Annotated in this window: 20 protein-coding genes; 14 read left to right on the plus strand and 6 right to left on the minus strand. The window is 73.7% G+C overall.

The features are described from left to right. The first annotated feature begins 185 nt into the window (after positions 1 to 185). From EF879_RS27215 to EF879_RS12230, 3 genes are all read left to right on the plus strand, one after another. Positions 186 to 1,121 carry an IniB N-terminal domain-containing protein gene (locus EF879_RS27215; protein WP_158624157.1) on the plus strand — a complete coding sequence of 312 codons (936 nt, stop codon included), beginning with the start codon at positions 186 to 188 and terminating at the stop codon, positions 1,119 to 1,121. A 114-nt stretch (positions 1,122 to 1,235) separates the two neighbouring features. Next, a complete protein-coding gene (locus EF879_RS27220) occupies positions 1,236 to 3,545 on the plus strand; it encodes a GTP-binding protein (RefSeq protein ID WP_233604430.1) in 2,310 nt (769 codons plus the stop codon). After that, positions 3,542 to 5,041 carry a GTPase domain-containing protein gene (locus EF879_RS12230; RefSeq protein WP_199736331.1) on the plus strand — a complete coding sequence of 500 codons (1,500 nt, stop codon included), beginning with the start codon at positions 3,542 to 3,544 and terminating at the stop codon, positions 5,039 to 5,041. The genes EF879_RS27220 and EF879_RS12230 overlap by 4 nt, the downstream gene beginning before the upstream one ends. A gap of 14 nt (positions 5,042 to 5,055) precedes the next feature. On the opposite strand, the gene EF879_RS12235 is transcribed toward EF879_RS12230, so the two are convergent. Both EF879_RS12235 and EF879_RS12240 read right to left on the minus strand, forming a co-directional pair. Next, entirely contained in the window at positions 5,056 to 5,754 is a 699-nt protein-coding gene (locus EF879_RS12235) for a GAP family protein (protein ID WP_123557899.1), read from the minus strand. Between the two features lie 366 nt (positions 5,755 to 6,120). Beyond that, complete coding sequence (locus EF879_RS12240) at positions 6,121 to 6,978, minus strand: SPFH domain-containing protein (RefSeq protein ID WP_123557901.1); 858 nt, start codon at positions 6,976 to 6,978, stop codon at positions 6,121 to 6,123. 578 nt (positions 6,979 to 7,556) lie between these two features. Here EF879_RS12240 and EF879_RS12245 point away from each other — a divergent pair. The 10 genes from EF879_RS12245 to ahcY all read left to right on the plus strand — a co-directional run bounded on the left by EF879_RS12245 (position 7,557) and on the right by ahcY (position 19,404). Further along, positions 7,557 to 8,222 carry a nucleoside/nucleotide kinase family protein gene (locus EF879_RS12245; RefSeq protein ID WP_123557903.1) on the plus strand — a complete coding sequence of 222 codons (666 nt, stop codon included), beginning with the start codon at positions 7,557 to 7,559 and terminating at the stop codon, positions 8,220 to 8,222. Between the two features lie 162 nt (positions 8,223 to 8,384). Then, entirely contained in the window at positions 8,385 to 9,848 is a 1,464-nt protein-coding gene (locus EF879_RS12250; RefSeq protein ID WP_123557905.1) for an aldehyde dehydrogenase family protein, read from the plus strand. 64 nt (positions 9,849 to 9,912) lie between these two features. Next, the gene (locus tag EF879_RS12255) at positions 9,913 to 10,584 is read left to right on the plus strand and encodes an endonuclease V (RefSeq protein ID WP_123557907.1); all 672 of its coding nucleotides are present in this window, start codon (positions 9,913 to 9,915) and stop codon (positions 10,582 to 10,584) included. A gap of 122 nt (positions 10,585 to 10,706) precedes the next feature. Beyond that, entirely contained in the window at positions 10,707 to 12,140 is a 1,434-nt protein-coding gene (locus EF879_RS12260; RefSeq protein WP_148086416.1) for a hypothetical protein, read from the plus strand. Positions 12,141 to 12,392: 252 nt separating this feature from the next. Continuing rightward, positions 12,393 to 13,778, plus strand: coding sequence for a phosphomannomutase/phosphoglucomutase (locus EF879_RS12265; RefSeq protein WP_123557911.1), 1,386 nt, complete (start codon positions 12,393 to 12,395; stop codon positions 13,776 to 13,778). A 57-nt stretch (positions 13,779 to 13,835) separates the two neighbouring features. After that, the gene (locus tag EF879_RS12270; RefSeq protein WP_123557913.1) at positions 13,836 to 14,057 is read left to right on the plus strand and encodes a Trm112 family protein; all 222 of its coding nucleotides are present in this window, start codon (positions 13,836 to 13,838) and stop codon (positions 14,055 to 14,057) included. Beyond that, positions 14,057 to 15,250, plus strand: coding sequence for an SIS domain-containing protein (locus EF879_RS12275; protein ID WP_123557915.1), 1,194 nt, complete (start codon positions 14,057 to 14,059; stop codon positions 15,248 to 15,250). The genes EF879_RS12270 and EF879_RS12275 overlap by 1 nt, the downstream gene beginning before the upstream one ends. Positions 15,251 to 15,305: 55 nt before the next feature. After that, complete coding sequence (locus tag EF879_RS12280) at positions 15,306 to 16,274, plus strand: cation diffusion facilitator family transporter (RefSeq protein ID WP_123557917.1); 969 nt, start codon at positions 15,306 to 15,308, stop codon at positions 16,272 to 16,274. A gap of 3 nt (positions 16,275 to 16,277) precedes the next feature. Continuing rightward, entirely contained in the window at positions 16,278 to 17,453 is a 1,176-nt protein-coding gene (gene manA, locus EF879_RS12285) for a mannose-6-phosphate isomerase, class I (protein WP_123557919.1), read from the plus strand. 451 nt (positions 17,454 to 17,904) lie between these two features. Further along, a complete protein-coding gene (ahcY, locus tag EF879_RS12290) occupies positions 17,905 to 19,404 on the plus strand; it encodes an adenosylhomocysteinase (RefSeq protein ID WP_123557921.1) in 1,500 nt (499 codons plus the stop codon). Between the two features lie 104 nt (positions 19,405 to 19,508). On the opposite strand, the gene EF879_RS27615 is transcribed toward ahcY, so the two are convergent. Both EF879_RS27615 and EF879_RS12295 read right to left on the minus strand, forming a co-directional pair. Then, positions 19,509 to 19,652, minus strand: coding sequence for a hypothetical protein (locus tag EF879_RS27615; protein ID WP_199736333.1), 144 nt, complete (start codon positions 19,650 to 19,652; stop codon positions 19,509 to 19,511). Then, a complete protein-coding gene (locus EF879_RS12295; RefSeq protein WP_233604398.1) occupies positions 19,649 to 20,746 on the minus strand; it encodes an RDD family protein in 1,098 nt (365 codons plus the stop codon). The genes EF879_RS27615 and EF879_RS12295 overlap by 4 nt, the downstream gene beginning before the upstream one ends. Positions 20,747 to 20,787: 41 nt before the next feature. Here EF879_RS12295 and EF879_RS12300 point away from each other — a divergent pair, with 41 nt between their 5' ends. Next, complete coding sequence (locus EF879_RS12300) at positions 20,788 to 21,846, plus strand: stage II sporulation protein M (protein WP_123557924.1); 1,059 nt, start codon at positions 20,788 to 20,790, stop codon at positions 21,844 to 21,846. Here the strand turns inward: EF879_RS12300 and EF879_RS12305 are convergent. Further along, positions 21,813 to 23,123, minus strand: a complete 1,311-nt coding sequence (locus EF879_RS12305; RefSeq protein ID WP_123557926.1) for a DUF58 domain-containing protein — start codon at positions 23,121 to 23,123, stop codon at positions 21,813 to 21,815. The two genes, EF879_RS12300 and EF879_RS12305, sit on opposite strands and share 34 nt — an antisense overlap. After that, positions 23,120 to 24,049, minus strand: coding sequence for a MoxR family ATPase (locus EF879_RS12310; RefSeq protein ID WP_233604432.1), 930 nt, complete (start codon positions 24,047 to 24,049; stop codon positions 23,120 to 23,122). Before EF879_RS12310 ends, EF879_RS12305 begins: the two co-directional genes overlap by 4 nt. Positions 24,050 to 24,120 lie beyond the last annotated feature (71 nt).

Below are 24,120 nucleotides of genomic sequence, written 5' to 3' on the forward strand. Positions count from 1 at the left end.
AATCCCCTAAGCCCCTAATCAGAATTTCAGATTCGGCCCTAGCGCGGGCGGTGCGGGAATCGGGCGCCTTCCCCGATGTCTGGCCCGGATGCCGCTGGCTAGGGTCGAGCACCAGATCCGAACAGCGCCTCCGGGTCGGCCTCGGCCGGCATCCGGGCCGCGGCTCGTCCGAGGAGACCGGCACGATGGGTTCGCCCCAGACACTGCACGACTTCGTGCTCAACCTGCTCACCAACCCGGATGCGCGTTCGGCCTTCGAGCTCGACCCCGAGGGCGCCCTACGGGAGGCGGGCCTCACCGACATCACCGTGGCGGACGTGCGGGACGTGATTCCGCTGGTGGTCGACTACGCGCCGGTCCAAGGGCTCGGCTCACTCGTGCCCGCCGGCGACGACCTCGGGCTGGCGGAGTTCCAACCCGACCCGGCGGCCGTCATCAACCAGTTGCAGACCGTCACACAGCAGCTCGCCGTCGGTCCACACCCGACCGGGCCCGACCTCAACACCGCCGCGCTGGGCGCCATCACCGCCGTCGCGCCGGCGAGCCTCGGGGTGGCGGGTTCCGGGCTGACGGGGCTGGGGATCGGCGGCGAGACCCCCGACCCGTCGACCTCGCTGGACGCCGCCACCCCGGCCGAGGTCGACCGCGACGAGACCTCCGACACCGCCGTCGGGGCGCCGGCGGTGTCGGAGCCGGCGGACGGCCTCGAAATCTCCGCCGCTCCGGCCGACGCCTCGGGCGACCCGCTGGGTGTGGTCGACTTCGCCGGTGACACCCTGACGGGGACCCTCGACCAGGTGACCGGGCTGGTCGACGCGCTGGGCGGACCGAAAGGTCTTGGCGGTGTCGGTGAGTCCCTGGGGGTGGGCGACACGGTCGCCGGGCTCACCGACACCGTCGACGGCGTCACGGACGTCCTCGACGTCAGCCCGCTCCACGCCTCGGATGCCTCTGCCCCCGACGACCTGGGTGCCACCTCGGCTGTGCGTGGTCTCACCGCTGACGTCGGGGACGTGGTGCGCGGGACCACCTCTGGCCTTCTCGGAGACACCGGCCCGACCGGAGCAGAAAACGCCTCCACCTCCGGCGGCCTCCTGGGCATCACGGATGAACTTCTCTGAGCGCGGGAAGCCCGTGTAGCCCGCCGAAGGCCGGACTGTGGTCCCACGGTCCGGCCTTCGGTCTACTCCGCTCCTCTTGATAATTCCGGCGTAATCGGCACACTTGGTGCGGTGATGGCGCCCAACTGGCTTGACGTCCTCGACGACATCGTCCGGGTCTCGGGCAGACACGGACGCGACGACCTCATCCAGTGGCTCCAACGCCGGCGCGCCCAGCTGCTGGATCCGAGGCTGCGGGTGCTGATCGTCGGTGAGCCCAAACAGGGCAAGAGTCTCCTGGTCAACGCGTTGCTCAACGCGACGGTCTGCCCGGTCGGGGAGGGGATCGACACCACGATCCCGACCGTGGTCGGGCACGCCGAGACCCCCACCGCCGCGCTCGTCTGGACCCCGTTGCCGATTCGGGCGCGCCCCAACGAGCCGGCTGCTGGGCGGCGGCCCGAGCGGTCCGGGTCGGAGCGGGTGGGGCGCGCCGCGCCCACCTCGCCCGGCCCGCAGCGTCGGCCGCCCGGCGGTTCCGGCGCGGAGACCTGGCCTCCGGACGGTCGCGGCCCGAAGCCGTGGGCGCCGACCTCGGGCACGCCACCGTGGCCGGCGACGGATGCCGACCCACCACCATGGTCGGCGGCGGGCTCCCCCGCGGAGAGCTGGTCGGTCTCGGGCGCCGGACCGTGGCCGCCGACGTCGCCGGGCGGGTCGTCATGGGCGCCGAACGAGCCCGGCGGGTCGGCACCGGGGAGGATGCCGGCCGGCCCCGGGGCAGGGCAGCGTGGCCGGGGGGCCGCCGCGGGCGGCGTGCCCGGCACGGAGACGGTGGGGCCGGCCCGACGGATCGCCGTACCGCTGGAGCGGATCGCGGCCCGGATCAGCGGTCGTACCAGCGTGCTCGTCGACGAAGGGGCGTCGGCCGGCGGCGACGCGGTCGGTGACGACCTCGCCGATGCCCCGTCCGGAGCCGGGGTCGAACACGCCGAGATCGGGATACCCCGGGCACTGCTCGCCTCCGGCCTGGTGCTGGTCGACACACCGGGGCTGGACGCCACGAACCCGCGCCGCACGATCAGTCCGGCCGCGTCCCCCGGACAGGCCGATCTGGTGCTGCTGGTGTCGGACGTGACCCGGGAACTCTCCGTCGCCGAACTGAACCTGCTGCTGCACATCGCGCAGTCACACGCCAACGTGGCGGTGGTGCAGAGCAAGATCGACCTGGTGCCGGACTGGCGCAGTGTGGTCGAGCGCAACCGCCGTCACCTGGCCGACGCCGGGGTCTCCGCCGCACTCATCCCGGTCTCGGCGACGCTGCGGCTGCTGGCGGCCCGGACCAACGACAGAGAGCTCAACGCCGAGTCCCGGTTTCCGGAGCTGATCAGCCGGCTGCGTCGCGACCAGGCGGGCAAGGCCGACGGGCTGGCCCGGGCGGCGGTGGCGCTCAGCGCACGCACCGTCCTCGAACAACTTGCCGCGCCGCTCCGGGCCGAACTCGCCGTCACGACCGCCGCCAGCACATCCGGGCCGGTCTCGAAGCTGCACGCCGCCCAGCGGGAGGTGGACGAGCTGCGGCGCTGCTCGGTGCGCTGGCAGAACACCCTGAACGACGAGATGGCGGACCTCATCTCCGACATCGAGTACGACCTGCGGGACCGGACCCGGCAGATCCTGCGCAAGGTCGACGAGGCGTTCGACACCGCCGACCCGCTGACCGGCTGGGACACCTTCCAGGAGTGGCTGACCGAGAACCTGACCGAGGCGGCGGAGGCGAACTACGCGTGGCTGGCCGAGCGCTGCGGCTGGATCGCCCAGCGGGTCGCCAGCAACTTCGAGCGGTACGGCTTCGACGCGGTGCCGAGCTGGTCGGTGCGCGTGCCGGAGAACCTGGGGGACCGGATCCAGGTGATGGAACAGCCCACGGTCGAGCGGTTCACCCCGACCCAGAAGCTGGTCACCGGGCTGCGCGGCTCGTACGGCGGTCTCCTGATGTTCGGCCTCGCGACCACGCTGGCCGGACTGCCGCTGATCAACCCCATCTCGCTCGGCGCCGGTGCGCTCTTCGGCGGCAAGAGCGTCCGGGACGAGAGCAAGGCGTTGCTCAAGCGACGCCAGGCGGCGGTCAAGACGGCCACGCAACGGCACGTGGACGACTTCTTCCTGCGGCTCAGCAAGGACACCAAGGACACCGCCCGGCAGGTGCAGCGAATGCTTCGTGACCACTTCACCGGGCTCACCGAGGAGCTCCAGGAGGGGATCATTCGGTCGTTCCGCAGCGCGAAGCAGGCGGCGGAGGTCGACGCGGCGCAACGCGACCAGCGCCAGCGGAGGATCGCGGAGGAGATGAAGCGCCTGGCCGACCTCTACGAGCGGGCCCAGGCACTGGTCGGGGTCACCGCCGTCACGCCCGGCCGCACCGGGCTCGAGGCGGGGGTGTGAGCCGGGCGGTCTCCGGGATCGCCGAGGCGTCCTGGGAACTGCTGACCGAGGCGGTGGAGCTGTACCGGACCGACCAGCGCGCGGTGCGCCGGCTGCACCGCCAGCTCGAGCGGTACGCCGAGCCGCTGCGAATCGCCGTCGCCGGCCCGTGGCGGTCGGGCAAGTCCACCCTGCTCAACGCCATCATGGGCGAGGAGGTCGCGCCGGTCGAGGTCGCCGACGGCCGTCAGGTCTTCACCTGGTACGAGGACGGCGCCCAGCCGCGGGTCACCGCGTACGCGGCCAGCGGCTCGCCGCGGGAGCTGGCGGTGACCCGGACCGCGCGCGGCATGCGGGTCGATCTGGGCGGCTGGCGGTGGGACCAGGTTGACGACATCGTGGTGCAGTGGCCCACCCGCGCACTGCGGCACGCCGTCCTCATCGACACTCCGGCGATCTCGCCCGAACTCGACCCGGTGGGCGGTCCGGACCGGACGCCGCCGGAGCTGCCCGACGCCGGGGCGTCCGTGCTCGGCCGGGTGGTCCGGGAGGCGGATGCCGTGCTCTACCTGAGCCGGGACGGCCGCGGCGACGACCTGGGGTCCCTCCGGGCGGCGGAGCCGGACTCGGTGGCCGGTGCGGCCCCCGTCAACGTGCTGATGGTGCTCTCCCGGGTCGACGAACTCGCCGGCGGCCGGATCGATGCGCTGTTGACGGCCCGACAGCTCGCCCGCCGGTACCGGCGGGACCCGGCGATCAGCGCCCGCTGCCTGAGCGTCGTCGCGCTCGGTGGCCTGGTCGCGCTGGCGGGTCGGGTGCTGACCGAACCAGAGTACGCCGCGCTGGCCGTGCTGGCCCGGCTGCCGAAGGCGGAGAACGACCGGCTGCTCCTCTCCACGGATCGGTTCACCGCCCCCGACGCCCCGGTCGCGGTCGACGTCGCGACCCGGCGCGCGCTCCTCGACCGGCTGGGCATCTTCGGGGTACGCCTGTCGATCACGTTGATCCGTACCGGCTGCGACACCCGGGCCCGGCTCGCCACCGAGCTGGTCCGGCGCAGCGGCCTGGCTGAGCTCCGCGAGTCGATCACCCGGTACTTCGTGGACCGCACCCCGCTGCTCAAGGCCCGGTCGGCGTTGGCGGCGCTGGAGTCGCTGCTGCGGACGGAGCCGCGCCCGGGGACGAAGGAACTTCTCGCCCGGCTGGAGCACGTGCTCGCCACGGCGCACGAGTTCCGGGAGCTGCGGCTGCTGGCCGCGCTGCTCGGCGGCCGGATCCGGTTCGAACCCGAACTGCTGGCGGAGGCGAACCGGCTGCTCGGCGGCGACGGCACCAGTCTGGCGGCCCGACTCGGCATCGAACACGACGCCACCGCGGACGAGCTGTGGGAACGGGGTTGCGTCGCGGTGCGGCGGTGGCAGGAGTTGGCCGAGGACCCGGCGTACGGGGCCGAGCAGCGGCGGGCCGCCCGGGTCGTGGTACGCAGTTGCGAGGGGATGCTGGCCGAGCTGACCTGAGCCGGCGGTGCCGGTCAGAAGTCGAGGAACCCGAGCCGGATCGCGGCGTCCCGGGCGATCAGGAAACCGGCGATCCCGATGATCCAGCCGGTGGTGCTGCCACCCTTCTCGACGATCCAGGTGTTGAGCCGGCCCAGCAGCCGTTCCGTCGGGCCCGGGACGGCGGCCCGGGTCGCGAGCAGGACCCCGGCCGGCAGGACCATGACCAGGCAGTAGCCGGCCAGCAGCACCGGCACCGTCCAGTCCGCGAGGTCCGCGGTGGCCATCAGCCCGATCGCCCCGAGGTACGGCAGCATGGTCGCGACCTCGGCCAGCGCCGCCAGCAGGGCGAGCCCGACCAGCCAGCCGGCCGAGGCGGTGCCGCCGGTGACCCGGTCCCGCCACCGGGCCGCCGGGCCGGGCCCCCGCCGCCGCCTGCCGTCGAAGCGGAAGCTCAGCACGAGCAGGCCGACGCCGACCGCGAGCTGGACGTAGTCGAGGATGACGGAGCTGCCCGCCCGGTCGAGCGCGGTCATGAGTCGCCCACCGCCGTAGACCAGCAGCAGGCCGACGCCGAAGTAGAAGAGCGCGATGGTGCCGAGGTAACCCAGGACACGTCCGACGCTGATCCGCTTGGGCGACAGGAGCAGCCAGACCGGGATGAAGAGGGTGCCGATGCTGGTGCTGTCCAGCAGCGCGAGGCCGGCGAGCGAGAGCAGGAGGGCGGCGTTCACGACCGGGGCGTCCGACGCCGGGCCGCGACATCACGGGCGGGACTGACCATGCGGCCAGTCTCACCGGCCACGGGGCGGGCCACCTCGGCGTCGGGGAGGAAAGCCGGGTACATCGTTGGACGCACCCGACCGGCCGGGGGCGACCTGGCGGCCGGGACAGGGCGGAGCGGCCACCCGTACCGGGTGGCCGCTCCGCCTCGCCGGCCGGGTCGCCGGCGGGTTCGGGCCACGGAACCGTTCTCGCGCGTGACCGCGCGGCGCTCACGCACCGCGTCCGACCGGGTCGACCGCCGGATCGCACGGGGAGGCGGAGAATAATCCCCTCATCCGCGTCACGGCGTCGGTCGCCCGCCCGGCGCGGGTTGCTCACTTGCCGCCGGTCACGATGCCCGGGTTGATGCAGAGTCCCGGGTTGGTGCCGTTCTTCTCGGCGATCTCGAGGCAGCGGGCGACCTTGTCGACCTTGGCGTTCTTCTCGGTCACCGCCTTTTGCTTCTCGGCGTTGACCAGATCCTGGTCGAGGTTGCGACCCTGCGCCAGCTTGTCCTGGAACACCTTGATGTTGGCTTCGGTTTTTTCGTCGTGATTGACCCGGATGATGGTGACCGAGAGGATCTCGATGTCGGAACCGAGGCGTTCCTGGGCCGAGGCCTTCACCTTCTCGGCGTACGGCCTCAGGTCGACGTTGAGGTTTCCGGTCTTCGCGTCGATGTTCGCCAGCGGGTTGTAGCTGGCGAAGGCGTCGTTCACCGCGCCGTCGAGTTGGACTCCGACCCGCTGGCCCCGGAAGGCCTCGAAGTCGCCCTTGTAGTCCATGAACTGCTGGGGTGCGTTCTCCGGCCGTACCTGCCACTCGATCAGCAGCTCCACACCGGCGTTGGCCAGCGTGCCGGTGCGGACCGGAACGGCGTTCTCGGCGCCGATGTGGTCGTACTTCTGCCGGCTGGCGTCCCACTCGCCGACCTTCTGCCACGGCGCGACCCACTTCAGTCCGCTGCCGGTGGTCTCGCCGGTCGGCTTGTTGAAGGAGGTGACGATGCCCACGTTCCGTACCGGGACGGCGTTCGCCGACGCGCCGACGGTGAAGGCGGAGCCGAGTACCAGCGCGCCGACGACGACGGCCAGGACGGGCCTTCTCCGGCCGCGCGGCGCGAACGGTGCGTAAAGCAGGGCGAGTACGGCACCCGCGAAGATGACGAGTGCGCAGACGAACATCACTGGCATTGCGCATCTCCTCCGTTGTCCCCGAGCAACTTCGGGTGATCTTGGCAGTGGCCCGTAGTGTAACGATGGCCGGCAAAGCGCCCATTGTTCGGCCTCCGGCGGTTGACGATCCCCACGCCCGTTGGCGACACAATGTCGCCGCCGAATACCGACCCGGTCACAACTCGGGAACCCGGGTGCTGGCGTGGTAGGGCTCCCAATAGCTGCCAGCGTTTCCCCGCCACGACGTGTCCAATTCGGACCGTCGGCACCGATCGAGGTACGGGTTGCCGACGACGTTCGTACGCCTTCGGGAGGATGGATATGAAGTCATGGCAGCCAGACGACGAGTACCCTGGCCCAGGGCTACGGCTGGGCCGCGGCGCGGGCGACCACGCCGGCGGGGTACGCCGGGGACGTCGCCCGGGCGCTGGAGCGGGCCGGCCGTACGACGACCCATCCGGGGCACCGCCACGCGACGGGCCGGGACCGACGGGTGACGACGGAACGGGGCACGTGGCCATGGAAACCTCAGAGCGGGCCGGTACCGGCAGCGGCGTCCCGTGCGGACGTGCCGGCCACGAATCGGGGGTCGGCCGGTGAGCGCCGCGACCGACCACGCGCGGGCGGCCCAGCCCTCCGTCCCCCGCTCGGACTTCGCCACTCTGCTGGAGCGGGCACGCCGACTCGCCGACGGTGGGCGGCGGCGCCTCTTGGGCATCACGGGGGCGCCCGGGGCGGGCAAGTCGACCCTTGCCGAGCAGCTCGTCTCGGCCCTCGCACCCCGGGCCGTGCTGGTGCCGATGGACGGCTTCCACCTGGCCGAGGCGGAGCTGAAGCGTCTCGGAATCCACGACCGCAAGGGTGCGATCGACACCTTCGACGTGGCCGGGTACGTCACACTGCTGCGCCGGCTGCGCGCCGCCACCGAACCGGTCGTCTACGCCCCGACGTTCCGTCGGGACCTGGAGGAGGCGATCGCGGGCGCGATCCGGGTCGAGCGGGATGTTCCCCTGGTCATCACCGAGGGCAACTACCTGCTGGTCGCCGACGGCGAGTGGGCCGAGGTGCGGGGCCTGCTCGACGACGTCTGGTACCTCGCCCCGGAGGAGGAGGTCCGGCTCGATCGGCTCGTGCGGCGGCACATCGACTTCGGGCGCGACTCCGAAACCGCCGCCGCCCGCGCCCACGGCACCGACCAGCGCAATGCCGACCTCGTCCAGACGACCCGGATCCGCGCCGACCTTGTCGTTCGGGGTCACTGACCGGGCGACCGAACCCGTCGCCCCGGGCGGGCATCGGCCGGGTCCGCGGCGGGCGGAGCCCCGTCCGCTGAACGCGGGAGTGACCGGCCGGCGGGCCGGGACGGCCGGACCGGAGGGCGTGGGGGACGTGCATCGGGCCCGCCGTCGTCTAGGCTGCCGAGCGTGCAGCCCGTGCCGTTCCACGTCGCCGGCCGGCCCGCCACGGGCGCCGAGCCGCTGTCGGTCCACCACCCCTACGACGGCCGGGAGATCGGCCGTACCAGCTACGCCAGCCCGGACCAGGTCGAGGCTGCGGTCGCCGCGGCGGCGGCGGTCGCCGACCGGGCCGCGGCCCTGCCGGCGTACGTCCGCGCCGAGGCGCTGGCGCACGTCTCGCGGCGGCTCGCCGAGCGGGCCGAGGAGGTCGCCCGGCTGATCACCGCCGAGAGCGGCAAGCCGATCCGCTGGGCCCGGGTCGAGGTGACCCGGGCGATCTCGGTCTTCCGCTGGGCGGCCGAGGAGGCCCGCCGCTTCTCCGGGGACCTTCAGCGGCTGGACACCGACCCGGCCGGCCAGGGCCGGATCGCCGTCGTCCGCCGGGTGCCGCGGGGCCCGATCCTCGGCATCACCCCGTTCAACTTCCCGCTGAACCTGGTCGCCCACAAGGTCGCCCCGGCGCTGGCGGTCGGCGCCCCGATCGTGGTCAAGCCCGCGCCGAAGACGCCGCTGAGCGCGCTACTCCTCGGTGAGCTGCTGGCCGAGGTGACCGAGCCCGACGGCCCCGGCTCCGGGCTGCCGGCCGGGATGTTCTCGGTGCTGCCGGTGCCGAACGACCGCGCCGGCGAGCTGGTCGCCGACCCCCGGCTGCCGGTGGTCTCGTTCACCGGGTCCGGCCCGGTCGGCGCGGCGATCCGGCGGGCCGCCCCCGACAAGCACGTCACCCTGGAGCTCGGCGGCAACGCCGCGGCGGTGATCTGTGCGGACTGGGCCTCGGACGCCGATCTCTCCTGGGCGGCCGAGCGGATCGCCACCTTCGGCAACTACCAGGCCGGGCAGAGCTGCATCGCGGTGCAGCGGGTCCTGGTGCACGAGTGGCTCTACGACGGATTCCTGCCCCGGCTGGTCGCCGCCGTCGCGGCACTTCGGACCGGAGACCCGGCCGACGAGGCCACCGACGTCGGGCCGCTGATCGACGAGGACGCGGCCCGGCGGGTCGAGAGCTGGGTCGACGAGGCGGTCGCCGCCGGTGCGGCCGTCGAGGTGGGTGGCCGCCGCGCCGGGACGAGCTTCGCCCCGACCGTGCTCACCGGGGTACCGCCGGACAGCCGCGTCCAGACCGAGGAGGTCTTCGGCCCGGTGCTCGTCGTGGCCCCGGTGCCGGACGAGGCCGCCGCCTTCGCCGCGGTCAACGACTCGGCGTACGGGTTGCAGGCCGGAGTCTTCACCCACAACCTGCAGACCGCGTTCGCCGCGCACCGGGCGCTGCGGGTCGGCGGGGTCATCGTCGGCGACGTGCCGTCGTACCGCGCCGACCAGATGCCGTACGGCGGGGTGAAGGGCAGCGGCGTCGGCCGGGAGGGCGTACGCAGCGCGATGGAGGACTACACCGAGCCCCGGGTGATGGTGCTGACCGGGCTCGACCTGTAGCGGCGGCTGGCTTGCCTCCGCCGCGCCGCGGCAGCATGCTGCACCGGCGCAGGTGACACCCACGATGGCCGCACCGCCACGCACGGTCGCCGAGGCCGAGGCGATCCAGGACCGGCTGCGGCCGATGGTCGACCTCGTCGGCCCGGGGCCGACCGCGCCCCGGACGGTGGCCGGCCTGGACGTCGCGTACGCCGAGGACGGTGACCGGCTCGCGGCCGCGGTGACCGTCCTGGACGCCGCCACCCTCGACGTCGTCGACGAGGTGGTGCTCCCCGGCCGGGCCGCCTTCGCGTACGTGCCCGGCCTCTTCGCCTTCCGCGAGCTGCCGACGCTGCTCACGGCGCTGGGCCGGCTGAGTGTCGAACCGGAGCTGCTGGTCTGCGACGGACACGGGCTCGCCCACCCCCGGCGGTTCGGACTGGCCTGTCACCTCGGGGTGCTGACCGGCCTCCCGGCGATCGGGGTCGGCAAGACGCCGCTGGTCGGCCGCGCGGAGACCCCGGGCTGGCGGCGCGGTTCCTGGACGCCGCTGGTCGACGGCACCGAGCAGGTCGGCCGGGTGCTGCGTACCCAGGACGGGGTCAAGCCGGTCTTCGTCTCCGTCGGGCACCGGATGAGCCTGGAGAACGCCGCCGCGCAGGTGCTCAACCTGGCACGACGCTATCGGCTGCCCGAGACCACCCGCCGGGCCGACCGGCTGTGCCGAGCCGAACTTCGCCGCCTCGCCGGGCGCTAGGTGCGCGCGCCGTTCGGTCGAGGGTGGCCGATTCGCCGGCGCTGTCGTCGGCGTGACCGCGGGCGGTACCGGCCCCACCGGTAGCCTGTGCCCGGACCCGAACTGCGACAAGCGAGGTGATCATGTCCGTGCGGCGTGGCGTGACCTGGTTCGGAATCCTCTGCGCGCTGGCCGGCGTGGCCCCGCTGGTGACGGCCGCGCCGGCCGCGGCCGTCGGCGAGACGGTCCGGGTCGACGCCCCCAGCGGGTTCACCGCGGGCGGCTCCCCGGGCGCGGTGACGGTGAAGGCCTCCATGCGGCGCGGCGACTGCGTGAGCGTGCGTACCCGGGTCGGCCTGCAACTGCCGGGCCTCACGCCGAGCCTGGTCCGAATGCAGGTGGCCGCGGACGGCGCCTGGCGCCCGGTCCCGGTGGCCACGGGCGGGGACGGGTTCGTGGTGTCCGCCCGCACCGCGCCACGCAAGCCGGAACTCTGCGCGGGGAAGAGCGTTGCGAGCCGGTACCGGGTGTTCCTGCTGGCGGGCGCGCCGCCGGGCCGGGTGACGGTGCTGGGTGAGGCGTACACGGCCGGGGGTCGGTTGCTCGGCCAGGACATCGAGACGGCCCGGATGACGGGCCAGACCGGGACGATCCCCCTGCCCACCCGGTCGGCGACGCCAACGCCGACACCGACGCCAACGCCGGAGGAGACCGAGGCCGTCGAGGCCACCGAGGAAACGGGGGAGCCGACCGCGGACGTGGCCGCTGCGCTGCCGACCGGGGCGGCGGCCGCCGGCGACTCCGGCGGCGGGTTCGGGATCGGCACCATGGTGATGCTGGTCGGCCTCGTGATGGTCGGGATCGGGATCGCCCTGCTCGTGGTGCTGATCCGGCGCGGTCGGACCGAGCCCGCCGAGCCCGCGCCCAGGGTGACGGCCGGCGTGGTTCCGCCGGTGGACGCCCTGCCGACCGCGCCCATCCAGCGCGGGAAGAGCCTGTACGGTCGTACGGCCTCGGGCGGCACCGGGGGTGGCGCGGCGCGGGTCGTCGGGCCGGTGGGTCCCGCAACGGCGGGACGCCCCGGCCGCCCCGGTGCCGGCGGCACCAGGGGTCCCCAGTCGCCCGTTCCGGCGTCCCCGACCGGCGACCGTACGCAGGTCCTCCCGACGGCCGGATTCACCCGGCCGCGACCGGCCGGGTCCGTTCCGTCCGCGCCGGCCGGCGCGGCGCCGTCCTCGATGTCGTCCGGCTTCGGGCCGGTCTCTCCGGCGTCGGCGGACGCGGAGCCGACCCGGTGGATCCCGGCGGGCCGGGGACCGGCAGGGGCGGATCCGGAGCCGACCCGGGCGATTCCGGCCGGCCAGGATGCGACGCAGCGGATCCCGGCCGGTCAGGATGGGACGCCGCCGATCGCCCGCGGCCAGGATGCGACGCAGCGGATCCCGGCCGGTCAGGATGCGACACCGCCGATTGCCCGCGGCCAGGACCCGAACCGGCGGATCGCACCGGGCGCCGAGCCGGCGGCCGGGATCGAGGCGACGTTCGTCCTGCCGCCCACCCCGCCCCGCGAGCCGTAGCCGGGACGGCGGGCGGCCGGGCGGGTCGGTGCCGGCGGCCAGGGTGTGTGTGGGGGGGGGCTTGCGGGCCGAGTGATCGCCCTGCGGCCCGTCCGCCGCGGTTCCGGGCGTCCGCCGGTGTCGGTCGGCGGCCCGGGGCGGGCGGCGGGGCCGGGTGCCCCGACGGCAGGGCTCGGCATGGGGCGGGGCGCGCGTCCCGGCTCCGATACGCTCAGGCCGTTGACCGAATGTCCGGCTGGGGGGGGCGAGATTTTGTCTGATTTGTCCGCTATTGTCAAGGCGTACGACGTCCGCGGCACGGTTCCGGACCAGTGGGACGAGCGGGCGGCCGAGGCGTTGGGGGCGGCCTTTGCCCAGCTGCTCCGGAGCTCGGGAGAGCAGCGCGAGGCGGTCGTGATCGCCCACGACATGCGGGACTCGTCACCCGGGCTCGCCGCCGCGTTCGCCGACGGGGTCCGGGCCGAGGGCCTGGCCGTGTTACACCTGGGCCTGGGCAGCACCGACCTGCTCTACTACGCCTCCGGCAGCCTCGACCTGCCCGGGGCGATGTTCACCGCCAGCCACAACCCGGCCGCGTACAACGGCATCAAGATGTGCCGCGCGGGAGCCAGGCCGATCGGTCAGGACAGCGGCCTCGCCGAACTGCGCGACCGCGCCCAGGCGCTGCTGGACAAGGGCGAGTCCCGCCCCGCGGACCAGGGGCTCGCGCCGCTCGAGCGGCGGGAGCTGCTCGGCGACTACGCCGCCCACCTGCGTACCCTCGTCGACCTGACCGGGATCCGGCCGCTCAAGGTGGTCATCGACGCGGGCAACGGTATGGGCGGCCACACCGTGCCGGCCGTGCTCGGCGACGCCGTCCTCCCGGCGCTGCCGCTGGAGATCGTCCCGCTCTACTTCGACCTCGACGGCTCGTTCCCGAACCACGAGGCGAACCCGCTCGACCCGGCGAACCTGGTCGACCTCCAGGCGGCCGTACGGCAGCACGGTGCGGACCTCGGGCTGGCCTTCGACGGCGACGCGGACCGCTGCTTCGTGGTCGACGAGCGGGGCGAGCCGGTCTCGCCGTCCGCGATCACCGCCCTCGTCGCGGTCCGGGAACTGGCCAAGCACCCGGGCGCGACCATCATCCACAACCTGATTACCTCCAGCGCGGTGCCGGAGATCATCCGCGAGCACGGCGGCGAGCCGGTCCGCAGCCGGGTCGGCCACTCCTTCATCAAGGCCGACATGGCCCGGACCAACGCCGTCTTCGGGGGCGAGCACTCCGCGCACTACTACTTCCGGGACTTCTGGTTCGCCGACACCGGCATGCTGGCCGCCATGCACCTGCTGGCCGCCCTCGGTGGGCAGGACGAGCCCCTCTCCGTGCTGGTCCAGGCCTACCAGCGGTACGTCGCCTCGGGCGAGATCAACTCGACCGTCACCGACCAGCGGGCGAAGCTCGCCGAGGTGCGGCAGGCGTACCCGGACGCGGAGACCGACGAACTGGACGGGTTGACCCTCCGCTTCCCCGACGGAGCCTGGGTCAACCTGCGGCCGTCCAACACCGAGCCGCTGCTGCGGCTCAACGTCGAGGCGCCGACCGCGCAGCGGATGACGGCGCTCCGCGACGAGGTGCTCGCACTGGTACGCCGATAAGATCCCTCGGGTTGGTCGGCACGCCCGGCCGCCCACCCTCGTGGAAGGAGCCGCAGAGTGGCCCTCGACCCGCAGTTGCTGGAGATACTGGCCTGTCCGGACACGCACCACGCCCCGCTGGACTACGACGCGGAGGCACAGACCCTGACCTGCACCGAGTGCGGCCGGATCTTCGAGGTACGTGACGACGTACCCGTGCTGCTTTTGGACGAGGCACGGGGCGGCCCCGTCGACCTGCTCGCCGACGAGACCGGTGGCCCCGCGGAGCCGCGGTCATGATGATGGACGGCACGGCCGGCCTGCGGGGACGTCCGGTGGCCGATGAGGCACTTCTCGACGACCTGGCGGCGCTGACCGACAACGACCCGGGCGGCATGCTCCGGCACACCGCCTCGGCGGGCGCCCAGGTCCGGGAGTCCGCGGCGCTGGCCGCGGAGGCCAACCTCGGGGTCCTCGCCGACGAGGGACGCCCCCGGGCCGTGGTGATCGCGGGCATCGGCACCGCCGCCCGGACCGGGGAGATCCTCGCCACCGTCGCGGGGCCCCGCTGCCCGGTCCCGGTCATCCAGCACCGCAGCGCCGGGGTGCCCGGCTGGGTCGGCGCGGCCGACGTGGTCATCGCGGTCAGCGCCTCCGGGCGCGGTCCGGAGGCGCTCGGCGCCGCCGAGGCCGCGGCCCGGCGTGGTGCTCGGCTGGTCGCCGTCGGCGCCCCGGACTCGCGGCTCCAGTCGGTCGCGGAGCGGGCCCGGGCCCCGTTCGTCCCGGTGCCCCGTCGGGCGCCGGCCCGGGCCAGCCTCTGGGCGTTGACCGTCCCGGTGCTGCTCGCCGGCCGGGCGCTCGGCCTGGTGAAGGTGAACGAGGCGGACCTCGCCGAGACCGCCGCCCGGCTGGACGTCGACGCGGAGCGCTGCCGACCCTCCGCCGAGTCGTTCGTGAACCCGGCCAAGTCGCTCGCGCTCGGGCTCGCCAACTCCATTCCGATCGTCTGGGGCTCGTCGCCGCTGGCGACGGTGGCGGCCCGGCGGTTCGGCGACACCCTGTCAACGAACGCCCGGTACCCGGTGGTGGCCGGTGCGCTCGGCGAGGCGGGCCGCGGCCGGGTCGGGCTTCTCGACGGGGTCTTCGGCGGGCTGGCCGAGTCGAGCCGGGACATCTTCGCCGACCCGGAGGAGGGGACGGAGCGGACCCGGCTGCGGGTGGTGCTGCTCCGCGACGGTGGCCTGAACGCCGACGACGACGCCGACGAGCCGCTGGTGGTGGAGGAGCGGCGTGCCGACGCGGTGCAGACCCTCGCCGAGCGGCGCGGGGTGCGCTGCGACGTAATCACCGCCGAGGGCGGCTCCGCGCTGGAACGGCTGGCCTCGCTGACCGCCGTACCCGACTTCGCCTCGATCTACCTTGCCCTGGCCCATGGCCTGGACCCGATGGCGGTCCCGGCCGTCACCGAGATGAAGGAGCTCTCCAACCCGTGACCGAGCAGACCGCCCGACCCGGCACGACCGTGCCCCACGCCCCCGAGGTGCCGCGGTGAGCGCCGGCGGCGGCACCAAGGCGATCGTCGCGGCCCTGCTGGCCAACCTCGGCATCGCGCTCACCAAGTTCATCGCGTTCGTGCTCAGCGGCTCGTCGTCGATGCTCGCCGAGTCGATCCACTCGGTGGCCGACTCCGGTAACCAGATGCTGCTGTTGCTGGGCGGGCACCGGGCGCGGCGCAGGGCCACCCCGCAGCACCCCTTCGGGTACGGCCGGGAGCGCTACATCTACGCCTTCATCGTCTCGATCGTGCTGTTCAGTGTCGGTGGCCTGTTCGCGCTCTACGAGGCGTACCACAAGTGGCACGAGCAGCGGGAGCACCCGGGTGGCATCGAGGACTGGCCATGGCTGCCGGTCGCCGTGCTGATCATCGCGGTCATCCTGGAGTCGTCCTCGTTCCGGACCGCGATCAAGGAGTCCAACGCGATCCGGGGCGGGGCGTCCTGGAAAGACTTCGTCCGCCACGCCAAGGCACCGGAGCTGCCGGTGGTGCTGCTGGAGGACCTGGCCGCGCTGCTCGGCCTGATCTTCGCGTTGGTCGGGGTCTCGATGACCCTGGTCACCGACAACGGCTACTGGGACGCGGCCGGGACGGCGGCGATCGGTCTGTTGCTGGTGACGATCGCGATCATCCTCGCCCTCGAGACCAAGAGCCTGCTGATCGGCGAGGCGGCCAGCCCGGAGGACGTCCGGAAGATCGAGCAGGCGGTCGCCGACGGTCCCGAGGTCGAGCGGATCATTCACATGAAGACCCTGCACCTCGGTCCGGAGGAGCTGCTGGTGGCGGCCAAGGTCGCGGTGCGGCCGTACGAGACGGCGGCGGACCTCGCCGAGGGGATCAACTCGGTCGAGGCCCGGATTCGCAACGCCGTGCCGATCGCCCGAGTGATCTACTTGGAGCCGGACATCTACCGGAACGCGGAGCAGCCGGCCGACGGGGTTCCGCAGCTCAAGGAGGCGTGAGGGGTGGAACCGCTCTACGGGCGGATCCGCGACTACGCGTGGGGGTCGCGGACCGTCCTCGCCCGGTTGCAGGGGCGCCCGGTGCCGAGCGAGGGCCCCGAGGCGGAGCTGTGGCTGGGCGCCCACCCCGGTGACCCGAGCACGGTGGTGCGTGGCGGCGCCCCGGTCAGCCTGGTCGAGGCGCTCGCCGCCGACCCGGAGCGCTGGCTCGGCGCGGACGTGGTCGACCGGTTCGGGCCGCGGCTGCCGTACCTGCTGAAGGTGCTCGCCCCGGAGGCGCCGCTCTCGTTGCAGGCCCACCCGGACGCCGAGCAGGCCCGGGCCGGGTACGCGGCCGAGACGACCGACCCGGAGCTGACGCACCGCAACTACGTCGACCCGTACCACAAGCCGGAGATGCTGGTCGCGGTCTCGCCGTTCCGGGCGCTCTGCGGGTTCCGGGACCCGGCCCGCTCGGCGGAGCTCCTCGACGCGTTCGGGGTGCCGGCACTCGCCCCGGTCGTGGCCGCGCTGCGTGGTGGGCTGGACGGGCTGCGCGACGCCGTGCGGATGCTGCTCGGCTGGCCGGAGACGGAGCGGGCGGAGCTGGTCGGCGCCGTCGCGGCGGCCGACGTCCCCGCGCGGTACGCCGGCGCCGCCGACCTGGCCCGTGACCTGGCCGGGCGTTACCCGGCCGACCCGGGTGTCCTGGTCGCGCTGCTGCTCAACCACGTCAGCCTGGATCCGGGTGAGGCGATCTGGATGCCGGCCGGCAACCTGCACGCCTACCTGTACGGCGCCGGGGTGGAGATCCTCGCGGCCAGCGACAACGTGCTGCGCGGTGGGTTGACCCCGAAGCACGTGGACGTGCCGGAACTGCTCCGGGTGCTCCGCTTCGAGGTGCTCGCCGACCCGGTGGTGAAGCCGGTGCCGGTCGTACCCGGGGTGGTGACCTGGCCGGTTCCCGTGGAGGACTTCGCGCTGCACGGCGTACGCCTCGACGACGCGGTCGGGTCGGCGACCATCGAGGTCCGGGGTCCCCGGATCGCGCTCTGCCTGACCGGGCAGATGACCGTCGCCGACGGGGCCGGATCGACGCTGCTCGGGCAGGGGCAGGCGGCGATCGGGCCGGCGGGCGGCGGACCGGTGACGCTCAGCGGTAGCGGCGAGGCGTACCTGGCGTCGGTGGGGTTGGCCTGACGCCGTACCGGGCCGCACGGGCTCCACGACGCGCGTGGCGGTCGTTGCCGGCCGACGCCGGCCGTCGGACGGTCCCCCGTAATGTCGGGCGGCTGCGGTGGTGGTCGTCGCGTGCCCACCCCGGCCTCCGGCCGGCCCCGGGGCGGTAAACGCGAGTCACCGCGAACCGGAAAATTGCGGATCGACTTGACATCATGGTGGCTCAGTGTGAGCCTATGAGTACGCAGCGTTATCGCGACGCAGGTCCCGAGACACGCGCGGGGGAACCAAACCGGGGGGATGCGCGGGGCGGCCGGACGCTGGGCGGAAACGCCCGGAACCGACCGCCCCGCGCGCTGTCCGACTGTGGCGGCCCCCTACTGTCCGGATCGCGACCCCACCGTGCACTGCTGCAGCTGACGCGGCGCGTAACGTGGAGGGTCGGCTAGCTGACCGTACGACAGGAGCGTTCATGACCAGCACCCTCCCGGCACCCGCAGGTGGTCCGTCCGCCGGACCCCGTCCCGCGACCGTCGCCGAGGGCGACTTCAAGGTGGCGGACCTGTCTCTCGCCGCGTTCGGACGCAAGGAGATCCAACTCGCCGAGCACGAGATGCCCGGTCTCATGGCGATCCGTCGCGAGTACGCGGCGGAGCAGCCGTTGCGGGGCGCCCGGATCAGTGGCTCCCTGCACATGACGATCCAGACCGCCGTCCTCATCGAGACCCTGGTGGCGCTCGGCGCCCAGGTGCGCTGGGCCTCGTGCAACATCTTCTCCACCCAGGACCACGCCGCCGCCGCGGTGGTGGTGGGTCCGGAGGGGACCGTCGAGGAGCCCAAGGGCGTGCCGGTGTACGCCTGGAAGGGCGAGTCGCTGGAGGAGTACTGGTGGTGTACCGAGCAGGTGCTGCTCTGGCCCGACGGACACGGCCCCAACATGATCCTCGACGACGGTGGTGACGCGACGCTGCTGGTGCACCGCGGGGCGCAGTTCGAGGGTGCCGGCGCGGTCCCGCCGGTGGAGAGCGCGGACTCGGAGGAGTACGCCGTGGTCCTCCGGCTGCTGCACCGTTCGCTCCAGGAGGACAACCGGCGCTGGACCCGGATCGCCGCCGGCATCAAGGGTGTGACCGAGGAGACCACCACCGGGGTGCACCGGCTCTACGAGATGCAGCAGAAGGGCACCCTGCTCTTCCCCGCGATCAACGTCAACGACTCGGTGACCAAGAGCAAGTTCGACAACAAGTACGGCTGTCGGCACTCGCTCATCGACGGCATCAACCGGGCCACCGACGTGCTGATCGGGGGCAAGACGGCGGTGGTGCTCGGCTACGGGGACGTCGGCAAGGGCTGCGCCGAGTCGCTGCGCGGCCAGGGCGCCCGGGTCATCGTGACCGAGATCGACCCGATCTGCGCGCTCCAGGCCGCGATGGACGGCTACCAGGTCGCCACCCTGGACGACGTGGTGGAGACGGCCGACATCTTCATCACCGCGACCGGCTGCATCAACGTGATCCGGCACGACCACATGGCCCGGATGAAGCACCAGGCGATCGTCGGCAACATCGGCCACTTCGACAACGAGATCGACATGGCCGGGTTGGCGCGCCGCCCCGACGTCAAGCGGGTGAACATCAAGCCGCAGGTGGACCTCTGGCAGTTCGACGACGGCCACGCGATCATCGTGCTCTCGGAGGGGCGGCTGCTGAACCTGGGCAACGCCACCGGCCACCCGAGCTTCGTGATGTCGAACTCCTTCGCCAACCAGACGATTGCCCAGATCGAACTCTTCACCAAGACCGACCAGTACCCGGTCGGCGTCTACACCCTGCCGAAGCACCTGGACGAGAAGGTGGCCCGGCTGCACCTGGACGCGCTCGGCGCCAAGCTGACCACGCTCACCAAGGAGCAGGCGGAGTACCTGGGCGTGCCGGTCGAGGGTCCGTACAAGCCGGACCACTACCGCTACTGACCGGCGATCGGCGCGGGTTCGGGCCCGGTCCGGTGCGGCACCGCCGCTTCCGGGCCGGGCCGTCCGGTCTCCGGGGCCTGTCCGCCCCGCGGCGGTCCGGGCCGCTACCGACGCTGGGGGCGTACCCAGGTCCAGACGCAGTAGCCGAGCCAGCCGACGGCGACGACGGTGGCGAGCGGACGCAGCCGGAGCGCGTTCAGCACGAGGACCAGCGCCAGCACGAGCAGCCAGGGCAGGAAAGCCTTCATCGGTAGGGTTCACCGGACCATTCGGATTCGGCCGGCAGGCCGGACCTGGACCGGCGCGGCGGCGGAGCGGAGGAACCGGCCGCCGGGGCCGGCAGGGCCGGCAGGGTCGGGTCGGAGCTCGGCGTCGGGACGTGGCGACCGGTGGCCACCGCCGGGGCGGCCGGGCGGAGTGTCGGACCCGGCTCGGCGCCGGCCGGCTCGTCCGAGTACGCGGGCCCGGCGTCGGGCAGCAGCTCGGGCCAGAGCGTCGCCGCCGCCGACCGGGAGCGGGCGAGCCGGTGCCGGGTCCGCCGGTGCCGTTCGCTGAGCACCGCCTCCAGGTAGGCCCACTCGGGCAGGCCCGGTGGGGGTGGCGGGGAGGTCACCGCGGCCACCTCGGCCCAGAGCGCGGCGGCGAGCCGCTCCCGGGCCGGCCCGACCATCCACGGGCCACGGCTGAGCAACTGACGGACGTCCAGCGCGAGGCCGTCGTCCAGCCGGGTGAGGTCCAGGGTCCGGGCCCAACCCACCAGCGCCGGGGCGATCCGCGGTCGGTAGCCGGTGGCCGAGGGGCTCCGGTCGTGGATGACGAGGGTCCCCGCCGCCAGGTCGCCGAGCCGTCGCCCCCGGGCGTCGGTGAGCATGACCGTCGCCGTCGCCACCCAGGTGAGCAGCGGAAGCACCAGCCCGGGCCACTCGACCGCCACCCCGACCAGGGCCCGGGTCGCCGCCTGCCGGAAGCCCACCGGGCCGCCGTCGTCCCGAACCACCCGCAACCCCACGGCCAGCTTGCCCACCGAACGGCCGTGGTTGACGGTCTCGCAGAGCACCGGATAGCCGATGAGGACCAGCACCACGCCCACGGTCTGCGCCCCCCGGCCGACCGCCAGCTCCGGCTGAACCATCAGGCCGGCCTCGACGAGCGCCGCGATCGCCAGGATGGCGGAGGCTGCCAGGACGAGGGCGAGCAGGATCTGGACGACCACGTCGATGAGGAGCGCGAGCACCCGGGAGCCGAGCCGGGCGACCCGGACGTCCAGCACGACCGCCTCGCCGCTCACCAGGCCCGCGTCGGCGTCGAGCCGGGCCGTCGGCCGGGGTGGTTGCGCAGTCACCAGGACAGTGAACACTATGGTCCGACGCCTGAGGAGACGAGTTGGATCTCGACGCGTACGTCGCGGAGCACAGCGACGAGTGGCGACGGCTGGCGGTGCTGTCCCGACGGGGTCGGTTGACGGCCGCGGAGGCCGACGAGCTGATCGCGCTCTACCAGCGGGCCGCCACCCAGCTGTCGGTGGTCCGCACCCGGCTGCCCGAGCCGAGCCTGGTGGCCCAGCTGTCCCGGTTGGTGCTCACCGCACAGGGCCGGCTCACCGGCCGACCCGGCTTCTCCTGGGCCACGGTCGGCCGCTTCCTCTCGACCGACTTCCCGGCGGCGGTCTACCGCGCCTGGCCCTGGTGGTGCGGGGTCGCGGTCGGATTCTGCCTGGTGACGGGCTTCTTCTTGGCGTGGGTCGCCGCACACCCCGACTCCGCCGCCGCCCTCGTCGGGGACGAGGCCGCCGCGGAACTCCTCGCGTCCGAGTTCGTCGACTATTATCGCGAGTTCGCCGCACCGAGCTTCGCCTTCCAGCTCTGGACGCACAACGCCTGGATCGCGGCCCGGTGCCTCGCCTCCGGCATCCTCATCGTGCCGGTCCTCTACCTGCTCTGGCAGAACGCCCTGAACATCGGGGTCACCGGCGGGGCACTGGCCGCGTACGACCGGACCGAGCTCTTCTTCAGCATGATCACTCCACACGGTCTGGTGGAGCTGACCGGGATCTTCGTCGCCGCAGGAGTCGGGCTCCGGATCGGCTGGGCCTGGATCGCCCCGCCGGCGGAGCTGACCCGGGGCCAGTCCCTCGTCCGGGCGGCCCGGTCCGGCATGCTCGTCGCGCTGGGGTTGGTGGGTTTGTTCGCGGTCGCCGGGCTCATCGAGGCGTTCGTGACCCCGTCGGCGGTCCCCACCCCGGTGCGGATCGGTATCGGGGTCGTCGCCTGGCTCGGCTTCCTCGGGTACGTGCTGATCCTCGGCCGCCGTGCGGTGGCCGCCGGAATCGACCGGGAGCCGGAGCAGGCGGGGAGCGGACCCGAAGCCGGAGCAGGCGGGGTCGGGCCGGCGTCGGGAGGCGGGGCGGCTCAGAGCTGGCCGAGCGCCTTGAGCCGGAGGTAGGTGTCGCTGACCATCGGGGCGAGCTGGTCCGCCGGCGCGTCCACCACGGTCACGCCGTGCCGGTGCAGCGCGGCGCGGACCCGGTCCCGGTCCGTGAGGGCCCGCCACGCGGCGGCGGTCGCGTAGACCTCCCTGACCTGTTTCGGCGTCCGGGTGGTGAGGTCGGTCAGCACCGGGTCGTGGACGGCCGCCACCACCACCTGGTGCCGGGCGGCCAGCCGGGGGAGGACCGGTAGCAGCCCCTCGCCGAGGGCCGCCGCCTCCAGGGCGGTGAAGAGCACCACCAGGCACCGGTGGCGTTCCCGCCGGAGGATCTCCCCGGCGACCAGCGCGAAATTCGTCTCGACCAGGTTCGGGGTGAGCGGGGCGAGCGCGTTGACCATCCGGGCGAGCACGGTCGACTGGCTGCCGCCGGTCACCGCCACCCGTACGGTCTCGTCGACGGCGAGCAGGTCGACCCGGTCGCCGGCCCGCCCGGCGAGGGCCGCGAGCAGCAGCGCGGCCTCGATCGCGGCGTCGAGCCGGGGTACGTCGCCGACCCGTACCGCAGCGGTCCGGCCGGTGTCGAGCACGCAGACCACCCGACGGTCCCGCTCGGGGCGCCAGGTGCGGACCAGCACGTCGGCCCGGCGCGCGCTGGCCCGCCAGTCGACCGAGCGCACGTCGTCGCCGACGACGTACTCGCGTAGAGCGTCGAACTCGGTGCCCTGGCCGCGTCCCCGCGCCACCTCGGTGCCGTCGATCGCCCGGAGCCGGGCGAGCTTCTCCGGCAGGTGCCGGCGGGACGCGAAGCGGGGCAGCACCCGGAGCGTCCACGGCGGGGTCTCCGGCTCCCGGGAGCGCTGCCGGAACGCCAGTCCGAGTGGTCCGTACGACCGCAGGGTCAGCCGGACCGCCGGCCGGTCGCCCCGGCGGGTCGGGGTGAGCAGGGTCGGCAGGACCACCCGGGCACCGGGGTCGATCCGTACCCGCGGTGCGCCGGGAAAGCCGGGGCGGGCCCCGGCGGAGGGCACCCAGGCGTCCCGGACCAGCCCGCGCAGCGGGCGGGCGGCGGTGTTGTGCAGGTGCACGGCGACGGTCGCGGTGTCGCCGAGCCACACCACCCGGGCCCCCTGCCGGCTCGCGCGTACGGCGCCGGGCGGCACGGCGAGCGTCCAGTCGACGACGGTCAGCACCAGCACCGCACCGGTCATCAGCAGTACGCCCAGCCACGGCGCCGGCCAGAGCGGGAGGGTGAGCGCGCCCGCGCCGAGCAGGGCCGCCGCCCGCCAGGTCATCGGGGCGTCGGCACGGTGCCGAGCACCGCGTCCAGCACCGCCCCGGCGGTGATCCCCTCCAGCTCCGCCTCCGGCCGCAGCCGCAGCCGGTGCCGCAGGGTGGGGCGGGCGATCGCCTTGACGTCGTCCGGGGTGACGTGGTCGCGCCCGGCCAGCCAGGCCCAGGCCTTGGCGGCGCTGAGCAACGCGATCACGCCCCGAGGCGAGGCGCCGAGCTCCACCGCGGGGGCGTGCCGGGTCGCCCGGCAGAGGTCCACGATGTACCCGAGTACCGGCTCGGCGACGCCGACCCGGCTGACCGCCGCCCGGGCCGCGGCGAGGTGGGCCGGGCTCGCCACCGGGCGTACGCCGGCGGTCGCCAGCTCGCGCGGGTCGAAGCCGGCGTGGTGGGCGCGGAGCACCCCGAGCTCCTCGTCCCGGGTCGGCAACGGCATGGTCAGGTTGAGCAGGAAGCGGTCGAGCTGCGCCTCGGGCAGCGGGTACGTCCCCTCGAACTCGATCGGGTTCTGGGTGGCGGCGACGATGAACGGGTCCGGGAGCGGCCGGCGACTTCCTTCCACCGAGACCTGCCGCTCCTCCATCACCTCCAGCAGCGCCGCCTGGGTCTTCGGCGGCGTCCGGTTGATCTCGTCGGCCAGCAGGAGATTGGTGAAGACCGGACCCTCCCGGAACGTGAACGCCGCGGTGCGCGGGTCGAAGACGAGCGAACCGGTCACGTCCCCGGGCATCAGGTCCGGGGTGAACTGGAGCCGCTTGGCGTCGAGGTCGAGCGCGGCGGCGATGGTCCGGACCAGCAGCGTCTTGGCCACCCCCGGTACGCCCTCCAGCAGCACGTGCCCCCGGCAGAGTAGTGCGAGGACCATCCCGGTGACCACGCCGTCCTGCCCGACGACCGCCTTGGCGACCTCGGTCCGAAGCCGGCGCAGCGCCGCCCGGGCCTCCTCCGCCCCGGCATCGGCACGGGCCTGGCCGGCCTCGTCCCCGCTCTGGGGGTGCC

The sequence above is a fragment of the Micromonospora sp. HM5-17 genome (assembly GCF_003762835.1).
In the GTDB taxonomy this organism is placed as follows: domain Bacteria; phylum Actinomycetota; class Actinomycetes; order Mycobacteriales; family Micromonosporaceae; genus Plantactinospora.

What these genes read in the sequence shown, in the direction of transcription:
- EF879_RS12240 (WP_123557901.1), bottom strand. Translation starts at nt 6,978, where the DNA reads ATGCCAGTGATGTTCGTCTGCGCACTCGTCATCTTCGCGGGTGCCGTA.
- EF879_RS27215 (WP_158624157.1), top strand. Translation starts at nt 186, where the DNA reads ATGGGTTCGCCCCAGACACTGCACGACTTCGTGCTCAACCTGCTCACC.
- EF879_RS27220 (WP_233604430.1), top strand. Translation starts at nt 1,236, where the DNA reads ATGGCGCCCAACTGGCTTGACGTCCTCGACGACATCGTCCGGGTCTCG.
- EF879_RS12275 (WP_123557915.1), top strand. Translation starts at nt 14,057, where the DNA reads ATGATGGACGGCACGGCCGGCCTGCGGGGACGTCCGGTGGCCGATGAG.
- EF879_RS27615 (WP_199736333.1), bottom strand. Translation starts at nt 19,652, where the DNA reads ATGAAGGCTTTCCTGCCCTGGCTGCTCGTGCTGGCGCTGGTCCTCGTG.
- EF879_RS12260 (WP_148086416.1), top strand. Translation starts at nt 10,707, where the DNA reads ATGTCCGTGCGGCGTGGCGTGACCTGGTTCGGAATCCTCTGCGCGCTG.
- ahcY (WP_123557921.1), top strand. Translation starts at nt 17,905, where the DNA reads ATGACCAGCACCCTCCCGGCACCCGCAGGTGGTCCGTCCGCCGGACCC.
- EF879_RS12305 (WP_123557926.1), bottom strand. Translation starts at nt 23,123, where the DNA reads ATGACCTGGCGGGCGGCGGCCCTGCTCGGCGCGGGCGCGCTCACCCTC.
- EF879_RS12255 (WP_123557907.1), top strand. Translation starts at nt 9,913, where the DNA reads ATGGCCGCACCGCCACGCACGGTCGCCGAGGCCGAGGCGATCCAGGAC.